Annotated in this window: 21 protein-coding genes; 7 read left to right on the top strand and 14 right to left on the bottom strand. The window is 61.5% G+C overall.

Features of this window, described 5'->3' with window-relative positions:
* Window positions 1–51: 51 nt before the first annotated feature.
* Window positions 52–906, top strand: a complete 855-nt coding sequence (gene rpoH / locus KZX66_RS15080; protein WP_003176698.1) for an RNA polymerase sigma factor RpoH — start codon at window positions 52–54, stop codon at window positions 904–906.
* Window positions 907–1,018: 112 nt separating this feature from the next.
* On the opposite strand, the gene mtgA is transcribed toward rpoH, so the two are convergent.
* The gene (mtgA, locus tag KZX66_RS15075) at window positions 1,019–1,741 is read right to left on the bottom strand and encodes a monofunctional biosynthetic peptidoglycan transglycosylase (protein ID WP_248080630.1); all 723 of its coding nucleotides are present in this window, start codon (window positions 1,739–1,741) and stop codon (window positions 1,019–1,021) included.
* 74 nt (window positions 1,742–1,815) lie between these two features.
* Between mtgA and KZX66_RS15070 the strand changes: the two genes are divergently transcribed.
* The 4 genes from KZX66_RS15070 (at window position 1,816) to trmB (ending at window position 4,046) form a co-directional block, all read left to right on the top strand.
* Window positions 1,816–2,196: a DUF423 domain-containing protein gene (locus KZX66_RS15070; protein ID WP_248080627.1), complete on the top strand. Its 381-nt coding sequence runs from the start codon at window positions 1,816–1,818 to the stop codon at window positions 2,194–2,196.
* 71 nt (window positions 2,197–2,267) lie between these two features.
* Window positions 2,268–2,468, top strand: coding sequence for a sulfur carrier protein ThiS (gene thiS, locus KZX66_RS15065; RefSeq protein WP_248080624.1), 201 nt, complete (start codon window positions 2,268–2,270; stop codon window positions 2,466–2,468).
* A gap of 48 nt (window positions 2,469–2,516) precedes the next feature.
* Window positions 2,517–3,311 (top strand): thiazole synthase, encoded by a 795-nt coding sequence (locus tag KZX66_RS15060; RefSeq protein ID WP_248080621.1) that lies wholly within the window; start codon window positions 2,517–2,519, stop codon window positions 3,309–3,311.
* Window positions 3,312–3,320: 9 nt separating this feature from the next.
* The gene (trmB, locus tag KZX66_RS15055; RefSeq protein ID WP_248080618.1) at window positions 3,321–4,046 is read left to right on the top strand and encodes a tRNA (guanosine(46)-N7)-methyltransferase TrmB; all 726 of its coding nucleotides are present in this window, start codon (window positions 3,321–3,323) and stop codon (window positions 4,044–4,046) included.
* Window positions 4,047–4,123: 77 nt separating this feature from the next.
* On the opposite strand, the gene KZX66_RS15050 is transcribed toward trmB, so the two are convergent.
* From KZX66_RS15050 to KZX66_RS15010, 9 genes are all read right to left on the bottom strand, one after another.
* Window positions 4,124–4,447 (bottom strand): DUF3392 domain-containing protein, encoded by a 324-nt coding sequence (locus KZX66_RS15050; protein WP_010207241.1) that lies wholly within the window; start codon window positions 4,445–4,447, stop codon window positions 4,124–4,126.
* A gap of 19 nt (window positions 4,448–4,466) precedes the next feature.
* Window positions 4,467–5,669, bottom strand: a complete 1,203-nt coding sequence (gene hemW / locus KZX66_RS15045) for a radical SAM family heme chaperone HemW (protein WP_248080616.1) — start codon at window positions 5,667–5,669, stop codon at window positions 4,467–4,469.
* On the bottom strand, window positions 5,666–6,262 hold the full coding sequence (rdgB, locus tag KZX66_RS15040) for an RdgB/HAM1 family non-canonical purine NTP pyrophosphatase (RefSeq protein ID WP_248080690.1): 597 nt from the start codon (window positions 6,260–6,262) through the stop codon (window positions 5,666–5,668). Before rdgB ends, hemW begins: the two co-directional genes overlap by 4 nt.
* Entirely contained in the window at window positions 6,259–6,693 is a 435-nt protein-coding gene (locus KZX66_RS15035) for a DUF4426 domain-containing protein (protein WP_248080614.1), read from the bottom strand. Before KZX66_RS15035 ends, rdgB begins: the two co-directional genes overlap by 4 nt.
* 21 nt (window positions 6,694–6,714) lie before the next feature.
* Window positions 6,715–7,335 carry a methionine biosynthesis protein MetW gene (metW, locus tag KZX66_RS15030; RefSeq protein WP_248080612.1) on the bottom strand — a complete coding sequence of 207 codons (621 nt, stop codon included), beginning with the start codon at window positions 7,333–7,335 and terminating at the stop codon, window positions 6,715–6,717.
* Between the two features lie 7 nt (window positions 7,336–7,342).
* A complete protein-coding gene (locus KZX66_RS15025; protein WP_248080609.1) occupies window positions 7,343–8,482 on the bottom strand; it encodes a homoserine O-acetyltransferase in 1,140 nt (379 codons plus the stop codon).
* 140 nt (window positions 8,483–8,622) lie between these two features.
* On the bottom strand, window positions 8,623–9,210 hold the full coding sequence (locus tag KZX66_RS15020; protein WP_248080608.1) for a YggT family protein: 588 nt from the start codon (window positions 9,208–9,210) through the stop codon (window positions 8,623–8,625).
* A 25-nt stretch (window positions 9,211–9,235) separates the two neighbouring features.
* Window positions 9,236–10,054, bottom strand: coding sequence for a pyrroline-5-carboxylate reductase (gene proC / locus KZX66_RS15015; RefSeq protein ID WP_248080606.1), 819 nt, complete (start codon window positions 10,052–10,054; stop codon window positions 9,236–9,238).
* A gap of 33 nt (window positions 10,055–10,087) precedes the next feature.
* Window positions 10,088–10,774, bottom strand: a complete 687-nt coding sequence (locus KZX66_RS15010; RefSeq protein WP_248080603.1) for a YggS family pyridoxal phosphate-dependent enzyme — start codon at window positions 10,772–10,774, stop codon at window positions 10,088–10,090.
* Window positions 10,775–10,831: 57 nt separating this feature from the next.
* On the opposite strand from KZX66_RS15010, the gene KZX66_RS15005 reads away from it, so the two are divergent.
* Complete coding sequence (locus KZX66_RS15005) at window positions 10,832–11,866, top strand: type IV pilus twitching motility protein PilT (RefSeq protein ID WP_248080600.1); 1,035 nt, start codon at window positions 10,832–10,834, stop codon at window positions 11,864–11,866.
* A 77-nt stretch (window positions 11,867–11,943) separates the two neighbouring features.
* Here the strand turns inward: KZX66_RS15005 and KZX66_RS15000 are convergent, their stop codons facing one another.
* A complete protein-coding gene (locus tag KZX66_RS15000) occupies window positions 11,944–12,582 on the bottom strand; it encodes a C40 family peptidase (protein ID WP_248080597.1) in 639 nt (212 codons plus the stop codon).
* 250 nt (window positions 12,583–12,832) lie between these two features.
* Between KZX66_RS15000 and KZX66_RS14995 the strand changes: the two genes are divergently transcribed.
* Window positions 12,833–13,261 (top strand): NINE protein, encoded by a 429-nt coding sequence (locus tag KZX66_RS14995; protein WP_248080594.1) that lies wholly within the window; start codon window positions 12,833–12,835, stop codon window positions 13,259–13,261.
* Between the two features lie 72 nt (window positions 13,262–13,333).
* Here KZX66_RS14995 and KZX66_RS14990 read toward each other — a convergent pair whose 3' ends face one another.
* The 3 genes from KZX66_RS14990 to pyrR are packed head-to-tail and all read right to left on the bottom strand — an operon-like array spanning window position 13,334 to window position 16,137.
* Window positions 13,334–14,605: a dihydroorotase gene (locus KZX66_RS14990; RefSeq protein WP_248080591.1), complete on the bottom strand. Its 1,272-nt coding sequence runs from the start codon at window positions 14,603–14,605 to the stop codon at window positions 13,334–13,336.
* Window positions 14,602–15,606 (bottom strand): aspartate carbamoyltransferase catalytic subunit, encoded by a 1,005-nt coding sequence (locus KZX66_RS14985; protein WP_248080588.1) that lies wholly within the window; start codon window positions 15,604–15,606, stop codon window positions 14,602–14,604. Before KZX66_RS14985 ends, KZX66_RS14990 begins: the two co-directional genes overlap by 4 nt.
* 24 nt (window positions 15,607–15,630) lie before the next feature.
* Window positions 15,631–16,137, bottom strand: a complete 507-nt coding sequence (gene pyrR / locus KZX66_RS14980) for a bifunctional pyr operon transcriptional regulator/uracil phosphoribosyltransferase PyrR (protein WP_248080585.1) — start codon at window positions 16,135–16,137, stop codon at window positions 15,631–15,633.
* Window positions 16,138–16,158: the final 21 nt, after the last annotated feature.

Here is a 16,158-nt window from a genome sequence, read left to right as displayed (position 1 = left end):
ATTTTCGCAGTGCTGAACTGCACGAGTTATGTGAGTCGGAGGTTTTTTCGTATGACCACTTCTTTGCAACCTGCTTATGCCTTGGTGCCGGGTGCGAACCTGGAAGCCTATGTGCACACGGTCAACAGCATTCCATTGCTGACGCCCGAGCAGGAGCGTGAACTGGCCGAGAGTCTCTACTATGAGCAGGATTTGGGGGCGGCTCGGCAGATGGTGCTCGCCCACCTGCGTTTTGTCGTACATATCGCCCGTAGCTATAGTGGCTACGGCCTGGCCCAGGCTGACCTGATCCAGGAAGGCAACGTTGGCCTGATGAAGGCGGTCAAGCGCTTCAACCCTGAGATGGGTGTGCGCCTGGTGTCGTTTGCTGTGCACTGGATCAAGGCGGAAATCCACGAGTTCATCCTGCGCAACTGGCGCATCGTGAAAGTCGCGACCACCAAGGCCCAGCGTAAATTGTTCTTCAACCTGCGCAGCCAGAAGAAACGCCTGGCGTGGCTGAACAACGAGGAAGTCCACCGTGTGGCCGAAAGCCTCGGTGTGGAACCCCGTGAAGTGCGCGAGATGGAAAGCCGCCTGACCGGCCATGACATGGCGTTCGATCCGGCTGCCGAAGCGGACGACGACAGCGCTTTCCAATCGCCGGCCAACTACCTGGAAGACCACCGGTACGACCCGGCGCGTCAACTGGAAGATGCCGACTGGAGCGACAATTCCAACCACAACCTGCACGAAGCGCTGGAAGTGTTGGACGACCGCAGCCGTGACATCCTCTATCAGCGTTGGCTGGCTGAAGAAAAAGCCACACTGCATGACCTGGCGCAGAAGTACAACGTGTCGGCCGAGCGGATTCGTCAGCTTGAGAAAAGCGCGATGAACAAGCTGAAGTTGTCGATCGCGGCTTAAATGCTCCGATAAAACAAAAAATGCCCTGATCGAAAGATCGGGGCATTTTTGTTTGTGTTCGAAAGATCTCAAGCCTGACTCGGTCGAATGTGGGAGCTGGCTTTGCGGTGTGTCAGTCAGCCCAGGGGGCTTTGCGTGCGTTGTTCAGCTCCACCAGATACCCATCTCCACCCAATTGGCTCATCTGCTGACGAATCCATGCCGCTCGCCGCGCTACATAAGCCGTCGGATGGCTGGCACTCCACACCCGCGGGTTAGGCAGTACAGCCGCCAGATAGCTGGCCTGCTGCCGCGAAAGCCCCTTGGCGCTCACCCCAAAGTGATGCCGCGCCGCTGCTTCTGCGCCAAACACCCCTTCGTCCCATTCCACGCTATTGAGGTACACCTCAAGAATCCGCTGCTTGGGCCACAGCACCTCGATCAGCCCGGTAAACCAGGCCTCCAGGCCTTTGCGCAGATAACTGCGGCCGGACCACAGGAACAGGTTTTTCGACACCTGCTGGCTCAAGGTGCTCGCGCCGCGAATCGAGCCGCCGCGCTCGTTGTGCAGGATCGCCGCCTGGATCGCGCCGAAATCGAAGCCCCAATGCTGCGGGAAGCGCTGGTCTTCACCGGCCATCACCGCCACTTTGAGGTCGTCGGAGAGCTCGTCCCACGGCACCCAGGTGCGTTGCAGGTCAATGGGTTCGCCGTCGAACAGGGATTCGATCTTGCGCTCCACCATCAATGCAGTGAACGGTGGCGGAACGAAACGGAACAGCAGCACCAGCAGAACACTGCCGATGGCAAACCATTTCACGACATTGAGAAAGCGTTTGAAGAGGAGACGCAGCATAGAGATGGCTTGGCCGAACCCGTTGAGCGGGCCATTATACAGACCCTGCCCGATGAGTCTGACTGGAGTTCCCCATGCTGCGTAGCTTTCTGATGCTGGCCGCGTTTTTCGGCTTTACCGGTGTCGCCCTCGGCGCCTTCGCCGCCCACGGCTTGAAAAACCGCCTGAGCGCCGACTACCTGGCGATCTTCCACACCGGCGTGACCTATCAGTTGGTGCACACCCTGGCGCTGTTCGGCGTGGCGCTGCTGCTGGCGCATATTCCCGGTCGTCTGGTGACGTGGGCCGGCGTGTCCTTTGTCGTCGGTATCCTGCTGTTCTCTGGCAGCCTGTATGTGTTGACCACCACGGGTATCAGCAAACTCGGCATCATCACGCCCTTCGGCGGGTTGGCGTTCCTGCTGGGTTGGTTCTTGCTGGGCCTGGCCGCCTGGCGCTTGCAGCTGACCGCTTAACGCTTGGAGCTGACCTTTAGGTGTCAATCGGGCTAGAATGCTGGCCCCTAAAAACGATGGCGGCCCGTGGCATGCGCATTCTGTTGAACGGCGAATCCTTTGAACTGCCCGACGGTGAAACCGTTGCGGCCCTGCTGACCCGCCTGGACCTGACCGGGCGGCGTGTCGCAGTGGAGCTCAACCTGGATATCGTCCCGCGTAGCCAGCACGAAGGCACCGCGCTCAGCGAAGGTGACCAGGTCGAAGTGGTTCACGCCATCGGCGGCGGCTAGTCGCCTGTCCGGATTCTGCAGAACCTCACCCCATTACGAGGATTTCCCATGAGCATCGTTCGTAGCGACAAGCCCTTTGTCCTGGCCGGCCGTACCTACCAGTCCCGTCTGCTGGTCGGCACCGGCAAGTACCGCGACATGGAAGAGACCCGCCTGGCCATTGAAGCCTCCGGTGCTGAAATCGTGACCTTCGCCGTGCGCCGCACCAACCTCGGCCAGATCGAGGGCGAGCCGAACCTGCTCGAAGTGCTGTCGCCGGACCGCTACACCTTTTTGCCAAACACCGCCGGTTGCTACGACGCCATCGAAGCCGTGCGCACCTGCCGCCTGGCCCGTGAGCTGCTCGATGGGCATAACCTGGTGAAGCTGGAAGTGCTGGCCGACCAGAAAACTCTGTTCCCCAACGTGATCGAAACCCTCAAGGCCGCTGAAACCCTGGTCAAGGAAGGCTTCGACGTGATGGTCTACACCAGCGACGACCCGATCATCGCCCGCCAACTGGCCGAAATCGGCTGCATCGCGGTGATGCCGCTGGCCGGTCTGATCGGTTCGGGTCTGGGTATCTGCAATCCCTACAACCTGCAGATCATCCTCGAAGAAGCCAAAATCCCGGTGCTGGTGGATGCGGGCGTGGGCACTGCCTCCGACGCGACCATCGCCATGGAACTGGGCTGTGACGCTGTGCTGATGAACTCCGCCATCGCCCATGCCCAGAGACCGGTCATGATGGCCGAGGCTATGAAACACGCCATCGTTGCAGGTCGCCTGGCCTACCTCGCCGGCCGCATGCCGAAAAAACTCTACGCCAGCGCCTCTTCGCCGCTGGATGGTCTGATCAAGTAAGAGCCATTGATGACTGAATCAAACGAAACGCCGAACACCCTGGAAGAAGGCGACGAGTCCAAGCACCGCCGCATCAAGAGCTTTGTGATGCGCGCCGGTCGCATGACCGAAGGCCAGCAAAAGGGCCTGGAGCAAGGTACGCCGCTGTTCGTGTTGCCCCTGGCCGACGCGCCGGTGGATTACGACCAGGTGTTTGGCCGTTCGGCCCCGCGTTCCCTGGAAATCGGCTTTGGCATGGGCCACTCGCTGCTGGAAATGGCTGCGGCTTCGCCGGAGCAGGACTTCATCGGCGTGGAAGTGCACCGCCCAGGTGTCGGTGCGCTGCTCAATGGCGTGTTGACCCAAGGCCTGACCAACCTGCGGGTCTACGACTGTGACGCGATCGAAGTGCTCAACCGTTGCATCGCCGACAACAGCCTCGACCGCCTGATGTTGTTCTTCCCGGACCCATGGCACAAATCCCGTCACCACAAGCGCCGTATCGTTCAGGCATCCTTTGCCGAGCTGGTGCGCAGCAAGCTCAAGGTGGGCGGCATCCTGCACATGGCCACCGACTGGGAACCGTATGCCGAATACATGCTGGAAGTGATGAGCGTCGCGCCTGGCTACCGCAACCTGGCCGAAGACGGTAAATGCGTGCCACGCCCGGCGGAGCGCCCGATCACCAAGTTCGAGCGCCGCGGCGAGCGGTTGGGGCATGGGGTGTGGGATTTGAAGTTCGAGAAGGTGGCGTAACCCGCCCCTCAGTAGAAAGGCAATCCAATGTGGGAGGGGCTTGGCTCCTCCCACATTTTTTTGTGCCGGGCTTGAGGTCAGCGGCGGTCGGCAACGACGCCAATCAACACCAGCACCACCACCAACACGGGTGCCAGGCTGTAGTTATTGAACTGGCTCAGCCCTCGCACAATCCACGGGGTGGCGTAGATCAATGCTGCGCCGCTGCCGATCATGCACAGCAGGGCCATCAACGGTACGCGCAAGGCGCCGGCGACGCTGCCCAGGCGGGCCTCGACCCAGCCTTTGATGTCTGCGCCGAACAGCACCAGCAAACAGCCGACAAGGGCCAGGGAGATTTCCGACAGGTTGCTGCGGCTCCAGCGGGATACGGTGGCTAGCAGGTCGAGTACCAAATCCATTCGATTTCCTTAAGAGCGCTCAGCTCAAAAACTTCTGCAACAGGTCATTGAGAAAAAGTTGCCCGCGGTCGGTCGCCGCCAGGCGTGACGGTTCGACCTGCATCAGGCCACTTTGTTCTGCATCACGACGCGCGTCGTCAAGGCTCGCCAGGTCGAGGCCGGTGCGTTCGGCGTAGAGCTTGGCGTCGACACCTTCGGTGAGGCGCAGCGCGTTCATCAGGAACTCGAAAGGCAACTCGTCGTTCGTCAGTTCTTTCGCGCCGGCCTGGAAGCTTTTGGCCGGGTTGAGGTAGTCCTTGGGGGCACGGGTTTTCCAGGTGCGGACGATGCGCCCGTCCGGATGGCTGAGCTTGCCGTGGGCGCCGGCGCCGATGCCGATAAAGTCGCCGAAGCTCCAGTAGTTCAGGTTATGTCGGGCCGGCCGGCCGGGTCTGGCATAGGCCGACACTTCATATTGCGCGTAACCGTGCTCGGCGAGCAGGGCCTGGCCGGCTTCCTGGATATCCCACAGCGTGTCGTCTTCGGGCAGCGCGGGCGGCTGGTTCCAGAACACGGTGTTGGGCTCAAGGGTCAGTTGGTACCAGGACAAATGGGTAGGGTTGAGCGCGATTGCCTGGCGCAAATCGCTCAGGGCGTCATCCAGGGATTGATCGGGCAGGCCGTGCATCAAATCCAGGTTGAAATTGTCGAACCCAGCCTGGCGCGCCATGCCGGCCGCGCGCACCGCCTCGTCGCCGTTATGGATGCGGCCAAGGGCGGCGAGTTTTTCCTGCTGGAAGCTCTGGATGCCGATGGACAGGCGGTTGATTCCCAGCTTGCGGTACGCCACGAACTTCTCTTGTTCGAACGTGCCGGGGTTGGCTTCCAGGGTGATCTCGATATCGCCGGCAAACGCAATGCGCGCTTCTACACCGTTGAGCAGACGGCCCAGTGCTGCGGCGCTGAACAGGCTGGGCGTGCCGCCACCAAAGAAAATCGAGCTCAGTTGCCGGCCATACACGGCGTGCAGGTCCTGGTCCAGATCGGCTAGCAAGGCGTCCACGTACTCTTCTTCCGGCAGCACTTCGCTCGCGGTGTGGGAGTTGAAGTCGCAATACGGGCATTTGCGCACGCACCACGGGATGTGGATATACAGCGCCAGGGGCGGCAGCAACGGCAGGGCCGCCCGAGGTGTTTGCGCGCCACCGTGGATCAGCGGCAGCACCGGGGTGTCGTGGGTCATTTCAGACTCAGGCGTTGGCGCAGCAGAGCCATTGCGCGGGCGCGGTGGCTGATCTGGTTTTTGTCGGCCGGGCTCAGTTCGGCGCTGGAGACATTGCGCTCCGGCACCCAGAACAGCGGGTCATAACCAAAACCCTGCTCACCGCTGGCCGCCTGCAGAATGCGCCCGTGCCACAAGCCTTCGCAGAGGATCGGCAGCGGGTCATCGGCGTGTCGTACCAGGGCCAGCACGCAGACGAACTGCGCGCCGCGCTCGGCGTCCGGCACACCCTTGAGGGCGTCCAGCAGCTTGGCGTTGTTGGCGGCGTCGCCTTTGCCGTCGGCGTAACGGGCCGAGTAGATACCAGGGGCGCCGCCGAGGAAGTCCACGGCCAGGCCCGAGTCATCGGCCAATGCCGGCAGGCCGGAGATGCGCGCGGCATTGCGTGCCTTGAGGATGGCGTTCTCGACGAACGACAGGCCCGTTTCCTCGGGCTCCACCTGGCTGAACTCGCCAATCGAGCGCAGTTGCACGGACTCGCCGAGCATGGCCTGGAGTTCTTTGAGTTTGCCGGCGTTGTGGCTGGCCAGTACGAGTTGTGTGAGCGTCATCAGTTGGCCGGGAACAGTTCTTGGTTGAATTGGAAACCGTGGGCTTTGCCGCCGGTTTCGACGTTGATGGTGAACGTCTTATATTCGCGCTGCGTCACGGAGTAGGGCGCCAGGTAGCTGATCCCGCCTTTCTCTTCGATTTGCTTGAACGTCAGGATCTCGCTTTTACCGCCCAGATCCTTGATGGTGCCGGTCACCTGCGCCGTGACCGGGGTTACGCCCTTGATCACGGTCACATTGATCAGTCCTTTTTCCTTGCTGCGTACCACGCCGATTTTCTGGGCGGTTTCTGGTGACAGGAAACTTGAGGTGAAGGTGTTGTAGTGAACGGTGATATCGCCGAAGTCTTTCTTGCGATTAGCGTCGATCGTGTCGGCGGCCATGGCGTTGGCACCCAGGCACGCGGTCAGTAGAAAAATAGCCAAGCGACTCATGAGCGTCCCTCCTGAAAATGATTAGACGGCAATTTTGTGGTCGGTCAGGCCAGGACTGCTGACCCGGTAGATACCGATTTCGCCCAACAGATTGGGCCATAGCTTACTCGCCCAGCCGTGACGATGCTGTTGATCGACGGCAAGGCGGTTGATCACCTTGGCTTGACGCTCGCCGCACAGCGCTTCGAAGTCTTCGAAGGTGCAGAAATGGATGTTCGGGGTGTTGTACCAGGTGTACGGCAGAAAGTCAGACACCGGCATGCGGCCCTTGGTGGCCAGGTACCAGCGGCAGCGCCAGTGCCCGAAGTTGGGGAAGGTGATGATGCATTGGCGGCCGACGCGCAGCATCTCATCGAGAATGCGGTCCGGGTAATGCACCGCCTGCAGGGCCTGGGTCATCACCACGATGTCGAAGCTATTGCTGGCAAAGTTGCCCAGGCCCTTGTCCAGGTCCTGCTCGATCACATTGATGCCCTTGGCCACGCACTGGGCAATGTTGTCCGGGTCGTTTTCAAGGCCGTAGCCGGTGACTTGCTTGTTGTCCCGCAGCCAGCTCAGCAGTTCGCCATCGCCGCAGCCCAGGTCGAGCACGCGGCTGCCGGCGGGTATCCATTCTTGGATGATGTCCAGGTCGGCTCTCATGGCGTTCTCACAAAGTTATGCGGTTCATGTAGTTACTGAAGGCCTGCAGGTAGCGCGGGATCGGAATCAGGAAGGCGTCGTGGCCTTGCGGAGCGTCGATCTCGAGGTAGCAGACGTCTTTGCGCGCCGCCATCAGGGCATCCACCAGTTCACGGGAGCGGGCCGGCGAGAAGCGCCAGTCGGTGGTGAATGACATCACACAGAACTTGGCCGTGGCACCTTCGAAGGTTTTGGCCAGGTCGTCGTCGTGATTCGCCGCAGGGTCGAAGTAGTCCAGGGCCTTGGTCATCAGCAGGTAGGTATTGGCGTCGAAACGCCCGGAGAACTCCTCGCCCTGATAACGCAGGTAGCTTTCCACCTGGAACTCGACGCTGTGGAAGTCGTAGTTGAGTTTCTCGCTCTTGAGGCCACGGCCGAATTTCTCGCCCATGGAGTCGTCGGACAGGTAGGTGATATGCCCGACCATGCGCGCCAGCATCAAACCGCGCTTGGGGATCACGCCCGCTTCCTGGAACGAACCACCGTGGAACTCCGGGTCGGTGAGGATCGCCTGGCGTGCCACTTCGTTGAAGGCGATGTTCTGCGCCGACAACTTGGGCGCCGAGGCGATGGCCAGGCAATGGCGCACGCGATCCGGGTAGGTGATGGTCCATTGCAGCGCCTGCATACCGCCCAGGCTGCCGCCGATCACGGCCGCCCATTGGTTGATACCCAACACGTCGGCCAGGCGCGCCTGGCTGTGCACCCAGTCTTCCACGGTGAGCACCGGGAAGTCGGCACCGAACGGTTTGCCGGTTTCCGGGTTAAGGCTGCTGGGGCCGGTGGAACCATTGCAACCGCCGAGGTTGTTCAGGCTGACCACAAAGAACTTTTGCGTGTCGATAGGCTTGCCTGGGCCGATGCAACTGTCCCACCAGCCGGGCTTGCGCTCGTCGACGCTGTGGAAGCCGGCGGCGTGGTGATGGCCGGACAAGGCGTGGCAGATCAGCACGGCGTTGCTCGCCGTGGCGTTCAGTTGGCCGTAGGTTTCATAAATCAGGTCATAGGCAGGCAGCGAACGACCGCAGGCCAGGGCCAGCGGCTCGCTGAAGTGCGCCACTTGGGGCACGACCAGTCCAACAGAATCGGGGGGGAAGGCAGTTGGCATCGACCCTGCTCTCGTTTAAATGAGGCGTAAGTCTAAAGACCGCTGCACCCAGCGGCAAGCAAAGGCCCGCTCGGATTCAATTCAATATGCAGATACAAAAAGTGGGAGCGAAAGAGTCCGCCCCCACCCGTTGCGCGCATTCAGATCAGGCCGAACAGTTCCTTGGGCATGAGCGCGTAGAACGCCAGCCGTGGAACGACCCAGCTTTGGATCAGTTGGATCACGATAAACGCAAAGATCGGCGAGATATCCAGGCCGCCCAGGTTGGGAATCAGGCGACGGAACGGCGCCAGCACCGGCTCGGTGATCTGGAAGACCAGTTCGGCACCAGGGCTGCGACTGCCGGGAGCGACCCACGAGAGAATCACGCTGATGATCATCGACCAGAAGATGATCTTCAAAAACAGCGAGAAGATGCCGATCAGCGCCCAAGGCAGCAGCAGTACGGTGAAGGCCTGGTAGCCGTTGAGCGTCAGGATCACCACGAACAGCAGGATCTGCAGCAGCAGTGCCAGCACCAGCGATGACATGTCCAGGCCGAACAGGCTCGGGATCACCCGGCGCAGCGGCTTGAGCAGCGGTTGGGTGGCCTTCACCACGAATTGGCACAACGGATTGTAGAAGTTCGCCCGCACCAGTTGCAGGATAAAACGCATCAGCACGATCAGCAGGTACAGGCTGCCCAGGGTCTGGATGATGAAGATAAGGGCGTCATTGAGTCCAAGCATCATGTATTCCTTCGTAGGGAGACGACTATTTGCCCAGCTGCTCGGCCATCTCGGCCGAACGATGTGCCGCGGCACCCAGAGCTTTTTCCACCAGGGCTTCAAACCCCCCGGCCTGGAACGATTCGATCGCGGCCTGCGTGGTGCCGCCTGGGGAGGTCACGCGACGGCGCAGCTCGGCAGCGTCCACCTCACTGGAAACGGCCATCTTCGCAGCGCCCAGGGCGGTTTGTTCGGCCAGTTGCTCGGCGACGTCCTGGGGCAGGCCCAGTTTGACACCGGCGGCGGTCATGGCTTCGATCAGCAGGAAGAAGTACGCCGGGCCGCTGCCGGATACGGCCGTGACGGCGTCCAATTGTTGTTCCTGCTCCAGCCACACGGCGATGCCCACGGCACCCAGCAGCGTCTGAGCCTGGTCACGCTGTGCAGCGCTCACCTGGGTCGTGGCGTACAGGCCGCTCACACCCTGGCGCAACAACGCCGGCGTGTTGGGCATGCAGCGTACGATTGGCTGGGCGCCGAGCCAGTTGTTCATGCTGTCGCAGGTGATGCCGGCGGCGATGGACACCACCAGTTGGTGCGGTTGCAGGCTGGGGCGCAAGCTCTCGCACACGGCCTTCATGGCTTGCGGTTTGACTGCCAGCACGATCACGTCGACGCCTTGGATGGCCTCGGCGTTGTCGGCAAAGGTCTCAATGCCGTGTTCGGCGCTGACGCGGGCGCGGGTGTCTGCGCCTGGGTCGCTGGCGCGAATCTGCTCGGCGCCCAGACCTTTGGCCCGCAGGCCGCCAATCAGGCTGGCCGCCATGTTACCGGCACCGATAAAGGCAATACGCGTGTCTTTCATGACAGGTCCTTAGCTAAATGGAAGTCAGCCATTTCAAGGCTGGCCGTAGTCGCGGGCACCAAACAGGGCGGTACCGATCCGCACCCAGGTGGCGCCTTGGGCAATGGCCGACTCAAGGTCGTGGCTCATGCCCATGGAGAGTGTGTCGAGCGGCAGGTTCAAGCTGGCTTGCAGGTCGCGCACGGTCGCGAAGGCCGCATCTTGCTCCGCCCGGTCATCGGTCGGTTCGGGGATCGCCATCAAGCCTCTTAGCTTCAAGCGTGGCAGGGCGCTGATCGCATTGGCCAGGGCCGGCAGGTCGGCGGGCGTACAGCCGGACTTGCTGGCTTCGCCGCTCACGTTGACCTGGATGCAGATGTTCAGCGGCGGCAGGTCGGCCGGGCGTTGCTCGGACAGGCGTTGCGCAATTTTGAGGCGGTCCACGGAATGCACCCAAGCGAAGTGCTCGGCGATGGCACGAGTCTTGTTCGATTGAATGGGGCCGATGAAGTGCCAACTCAAGGGCAGGTCGGTTAATTCAGCCTGTTTGCCCAGGGCTTCCTGCAGATAGTTTTCGCCAAAGTCGCACATCCCGGCGGCGTAGGCTTCGCGCACGGCCTGGGCGGGTTTGGTCTTGCTCACGGCCAGCAGATGGATGCTGTTTGCGTCACGGCCCACTGCGTCGGCCGCGGCGCGGATGCGCTGGCTAACCTGGCCGATGTTGTCTGCTATCGTCGACATTCAAGATGCGCCCGTGGATATGGAGTCCGCGGCATTCTACTGGAAATGGAAAGCCCTATGGATATCACTGAATTGCTGATGGTCGGCGTGCGCCGGGGCGCCTCCGACCTGCACCTGTCGGCCGGCCTGGCGCCGATGCTGCGCGTGGATGGCGAGGTCTGGCCACTGGATACACCGGTGCTGTCAGCCTCGCAAGTGGCGGATTTACTCAGGCCGTTACTCAACCAATACCAGCAAAAGGATTTCGAAACATCTCTTGAAACGGATTTTGCCTTCGAACTGCCCGGTCTGGCCCGGTTCCGCGCAAACGTGTTCCAGCAGGATCGCGGCATGGGCGCGGTGTTTCGCACCATTCCATCCGAGGTTCAGAGCTTGGAGCGCCTCGGGTTGGGAGAAGTCTTCGAGCGCATCGCGTTGTTGCCACGTGGCCTGGTGCTGGTGACCGGGCCGACCGGCTCAGGCATGTCCACCACGCTGGCGGCGATGATCGATTACCTCAACAAGCATCGGCGCCAGCACATCCTCACGCTGGAAGACCCCATCGAATTTATCCACACGCCGAACACCGCGCTGATTAACCAGCGCCAGGTACACCGCGACACCCATAGCTTTTCCACCGCTCTGCGCTCGGCGTTGCGCGAAGACCCGGATGTGATTCTGGTGGGCGAGCTGCGTGACCTGGAAACCATCCGCCTGGCGCTCACGGCGGCCGAGACCGGGCACCTGGTCTTCGGGACCTTGCACACCACCTCGGCGGCGAAAACCGTGGACCGGCTGGTGGACGTGTTCCCGGCAGGCGAGAAAGCCATGGTGCGCTCAATGCTGTCGGAGTCGCTGCAAGCCGTGGTGTGTCAGGTACTGATCAAGAAGCTCGGCGGTGGGCGCGTGGCCGCCCATGAAATCATGCTGGGCACGCCGGCCATTCGTAACTTGATTCGCGAGGACAAGGTGGCGCAGATGGCCTCGGCCATTCAGACCGGCGGGGCGTTGGGGATGAAGACGTTGGATATGAGTTTGAGGGCGTTGGTCGGGGAGGGTGTGATCAGCCGGGAAGAGGCCCGAGAGAAGGCGAGGGTGCCCGCAGACATCTGAAGCCTTTGGATCAATAAACATCAAATGGGGAGCGAGCAAGCCCGCTCCCCCATGGTTTACTGCATTTCAGCCTGGTGTCAGCGCTGGACAACCCGCAGGTTGTTGTTCTGCTCTTTGGGCAGAACCCGCTTGGCAATCACGTAGTTCTTGTTCCAGAACGGCTTCTTCAGGGTGTCGATGCTCACCGATTTGCCACGACGCGGTGCGTGGATAAAGCGGTCGTTGCCCAGGTAGATGGCGACATGGTTCACCTGGCGGCTCTTCAATTTGAAGAACAACAGGTCACCCGGTTTCAAGTCCTTGCGGTCAACCTTCTGCCCGTGGCCCGCGGCCATGGCGTTGGAGGTGCGCGGCAAATCGACCGCTTTTACGTCGTTGAACGCGTATTTCACCAAGCCGCTGCAATCGAACCCTTTACTTGGGCTGCTGCCGCCCCAACGATAAGGAGTACCGAGCACGTTTACGGCGCGGCTGAGGACGTTGCTGCTTTGCTTGGTGTTGACGGCCATCAGGCCAGGTGTTGCCTTACCGTGGGCCTTGCTCAGTTGAGTCGGGCGGCTGACGGTGGGCTTTACCGATTTGGCAGTGGTTGGCGTGCTGTGAACTTTAGGGGTGAAACCGTTAACGTTCGGAAGTCGTTGCTCACGATTGGTGGCGTGGGCGGCCAATGGCATTAATAGGCAAATGGTTAGCCATGTCTTGAAAAATGGTCGCATTAGGCGTGGCTCTTATGGGTTTGCGCGCAACTTTATAACAGCTTTTGGTGTCGTTCTCAGGCCGTTTGTCGACTGAACCTTGACGTCAAAATCAGGAAAAACGCGACGATTCGCCGCAATTGTCCGACACAAGTCAGGTGGCATAAGGCTTTCAGGGGAGAGAAGATACCATTTGCCGTACGTCGGGTGCCTGTAAAAAAGTCACAAAGAAAGTGAAAAAATTTATCTATCGACGCAAAAGAGGTACGCGATGAACACCTATCAACAGGTTGGTCCGCAGCACGACACCCACAGCAAGGTGATTGGCTACCTTCTGTGGATTTTCGGTTTCACCGGGGCGCATCGCTTTTATTACGGTAAACCTGTTACCGGTACGATCTGGTTTTTCACCCTTGGCCTGCTGGGCATTGGCTGGCTGATCGACCTGTTCCTGATCCCTGCCATGGACCGTGAGGCCGAGCTGCGCTTCACCGCCGGGCCCGTTGAATACAACGTGGCCTGGATACTGTTGGCGTTCCTCGGGGTGTTCGGTGTGCACCGTATGTACATGGGCAAATGGATCAGCGGGCTTATCTACCTGCTGACCGGCGGCTTGTTCCTGCTGGGGGTGCTGTATGACTTCTGGACGCTGAATACGCAGGTTTCGATTCGCAATGCCGAGCGCAACGGCGGCCGCTGAACCTCCAGGCCTTATTGAGAGCCCAATGTGGGAGGGGGCAATCCCCTCCCACAGTTTTTTACCGTGCCCGCTTCAGGCCTGGTAGCTGATGTGCCCGTCGACCAAGGTGTAACGCACTGTCGCCGGCAATGCATGACCGATGAACGGGCAGTTTTCGCCCTTCGACAGCCAGTGTTCCCCGGCAATCGTGGAACTGGCCGGGTCGAACAGTACCAGGTCCGCCGCCGAACCCACCGCCAACTTGCCTGCCGGCAGGCGCAAGGCCTCTGCCGGGCCGGCGCTCAGGCGTGCCAGCAGTGTCGGCAAGTCCAGCAAGCCATCCTCCACCAGCGTCATCGCCAATGGCAGCAACAGTTCTACGCTGCTGATGCCCGGCTCCGTTGCGCCAAACGGTGCCAGCTTGGCATCTCGTTCGTGGGGTTGGTGGTGGCTGGAAATGGCCGAGACCACACCCGATTTCACCGCCGCACGCAGACCGTCACGATCGGCCAGGGTGCGCAGGGGCGGTTGCACGTGGTACAGGCTGGAGAAATCGATCAGCGCCTCATCCGTCAGGATCAACTGATACAGCGCCACATCCGCAGTCACCGGCAGGCCGCGGGCTTGTGCCTGGGCGATCAGGGCCACGCCCCTGGCGCTGGTCAACTGGCTGAAGTGCGCGCGTACGCCGCTTTGCTCCACCAGCAGCAGGTCGCGGGCCAGGGCCACGGTTTCGGCGGTTTCGGGAATGCCCGGCAGGCCGAGGAAGCTGGCCACGGCGCCTTCATGGGCCAGGCCACCTTCGGCCAGGTCGCGGTCCTGGGAGTGAAAGATCACGGTCAGATCGAAGGTGGCGGCGTATTCCAGGGCACGGCACAGGGTGCGGGTGCTGCGGAAACTCTCAAGGCCGTTGCCGAAGGCCACGCAACCGGCGTCGCGCAGGGCAATCAGCTCCGCCAGTTGTTCGCCTTCCAGGCCTTTGCTCAGGGCGCCGATAGGGAACACTTTGCAGTTGCCGGCTTCACGGGCGCGGTCGAGGATCAGCTCGGTGACTGCCGACGTGTCGAGAACCGGCTTGGTGTGCGGTGGGCAGCACAGGCTGGTCACACCACCGGCCGCAGCGGCGCGGGTTTCGCTGGCGATGCTGCCCTTGCGGCTGTAGCCCGGCTCGCGCAGGGCGACGTTCAGGTCCACCAGCCCAGGCGCGGCCACCAGGCCTGTGGCATCGATGGTCTGGCTGGGGCTGAAACCTGCCGGCGCAGCGCCAAGGGCGATGATCTTGCCGGCTTCCAGATGTAAATCGGTCACTTGATCCAGGCCGCTGGCCGGATCGATAACGCGAGCGCCAAGAATGCTGAGCTTCACTGGGCGTTCTCCTGCTCGAATTGACGTTGCGCGGTCTGCCCGCTCATGGCCATGGACAACACCGCCATGCGCACGGCGATCCCGTAGGTCACCTGGTTGAGAATCACCGATTGGTTGCCGTCGGCCACCGCCGACTCAATCTCCACCCCTCGGTTGATCGGGCCGGGGTGCATCACGATGGCATCCGGCTTGGCGCCGGCCAGGCGCGCGGTGGTCAGGCCGAACAGGCGGTAGAACTCGCCCTCGCTCGGCAGCAGGCCACCGGCCATGCGCTCGCGTTGCAGGCGCAGCATGATCACCACGTCCACGTCCTTGAGGCCTGCTGCCATGTCGGTATAGACCTTCACGCCGTACTGCTCGATACCAATCGGCAGCAGGGTCTTGGGGGCGATCACGCGGATGTCCGGGCAGCCCAGGGCTTTGAGGGCCAGCATGTTCGAGCGGGCTACACGTGAGTGCAGGATATCGCCGACGATGGCCACCGAGAGGTTTTCAAAGCTGCCCTTGTGCCGACGGATGGTGAGCATGTCGAGCATGCCCTGGGTCGGGTGGGCGTGGCGGCCGTCGCCGCCGTTGATGATCGCCACCTGCGGGCACACGTGCTCGGCGATGAAGTGCGCGGCGCCGGAGTCGCCGTGGCGCACCACGAACATGTCGGCGGCCATGGCTTCCAGGTTGCGCAGGGTGTCGAGCAGGGTTTCGCCCTTGCTCGCCGACGAGGTGGACACGTTCAGCGTGATCACATCGGCCGACAGCCGCTGGGCCGCCAGCTCGAAGGTGGTGCGGGTGCGGGTGGAGTTCTCGAAGAACACGTTGCAGATGGTTTTACCGCGCAGCAGCGGGACCTTTTTCACCGCCCGGCCTCCGACTTCGAGGAACGAGTCGGCGGTGTCGAGGATTTCGGTGAGCAGTTCGCGGGGCAAACCGTCAAGGGACAAGAAGTGTTGCAACTGGCCCTGAGCATTGAGCTGCAGCGGGCGCTTGGCATCTAGAGGCGTCATCGCGGGGACTCTGTACAAGGCGGTTTAAAGGGCAAGGTCTTGCAGTTCGAGTTCGAGCGGCGTGGGACCGGACAATTTTACCCGTTGGTGGGCGGCAAGCGACAGCGTGGCGCCGACCACATCCGGGCTGATCGGCAGTTCGCCGGCATCCAGGTCCAGCAGGCAGACCAGCGTGATACTGGCTGGGCGGCCATAGTCGAACAGCTCATTCATGGCGGCACGAATGGTGCGGCCGCTCATCAGCACGTCGTCGATCAGCACCAGGTGCTGGCCTTCGACCTCGAACGGCAGTGCCGAGGGTTGCACTTGCGGGTGCAGGCCGTTCTGGCTGAAGTCGTCGCGGTAGAAGGACACGTCGAGGGTGCCCAGGGGCGAGTCGCTGCCCAGTTCTTTCAGCAACGCCTGGGCCACCCATACACCACCAGTGCGAATGCCGATAAAACGCGGTTCGCTGATGGCGCGGTGTTCCAGATGCGCCTTGAGGCGTATGGCCATCTGGCTGATCAGTTCGGCGGGATTGGGCAGGCTCATGGTGGCTCCTTCAAGGCCTTG

This window comes from Pseudomonas sp. EYE_354 (genome assembly GCF_023148575.1).
GTDB lineage: Bacteria > Pseudomonadota > Gammaproteobacteria > Pseudomonadales > Pseudomonadaceae > Aquipseudomonas.
Note: the sequence above shows the minus strand (reverse complement) of the source record. Positions and strands in the feature narration are given on the sequence as shown.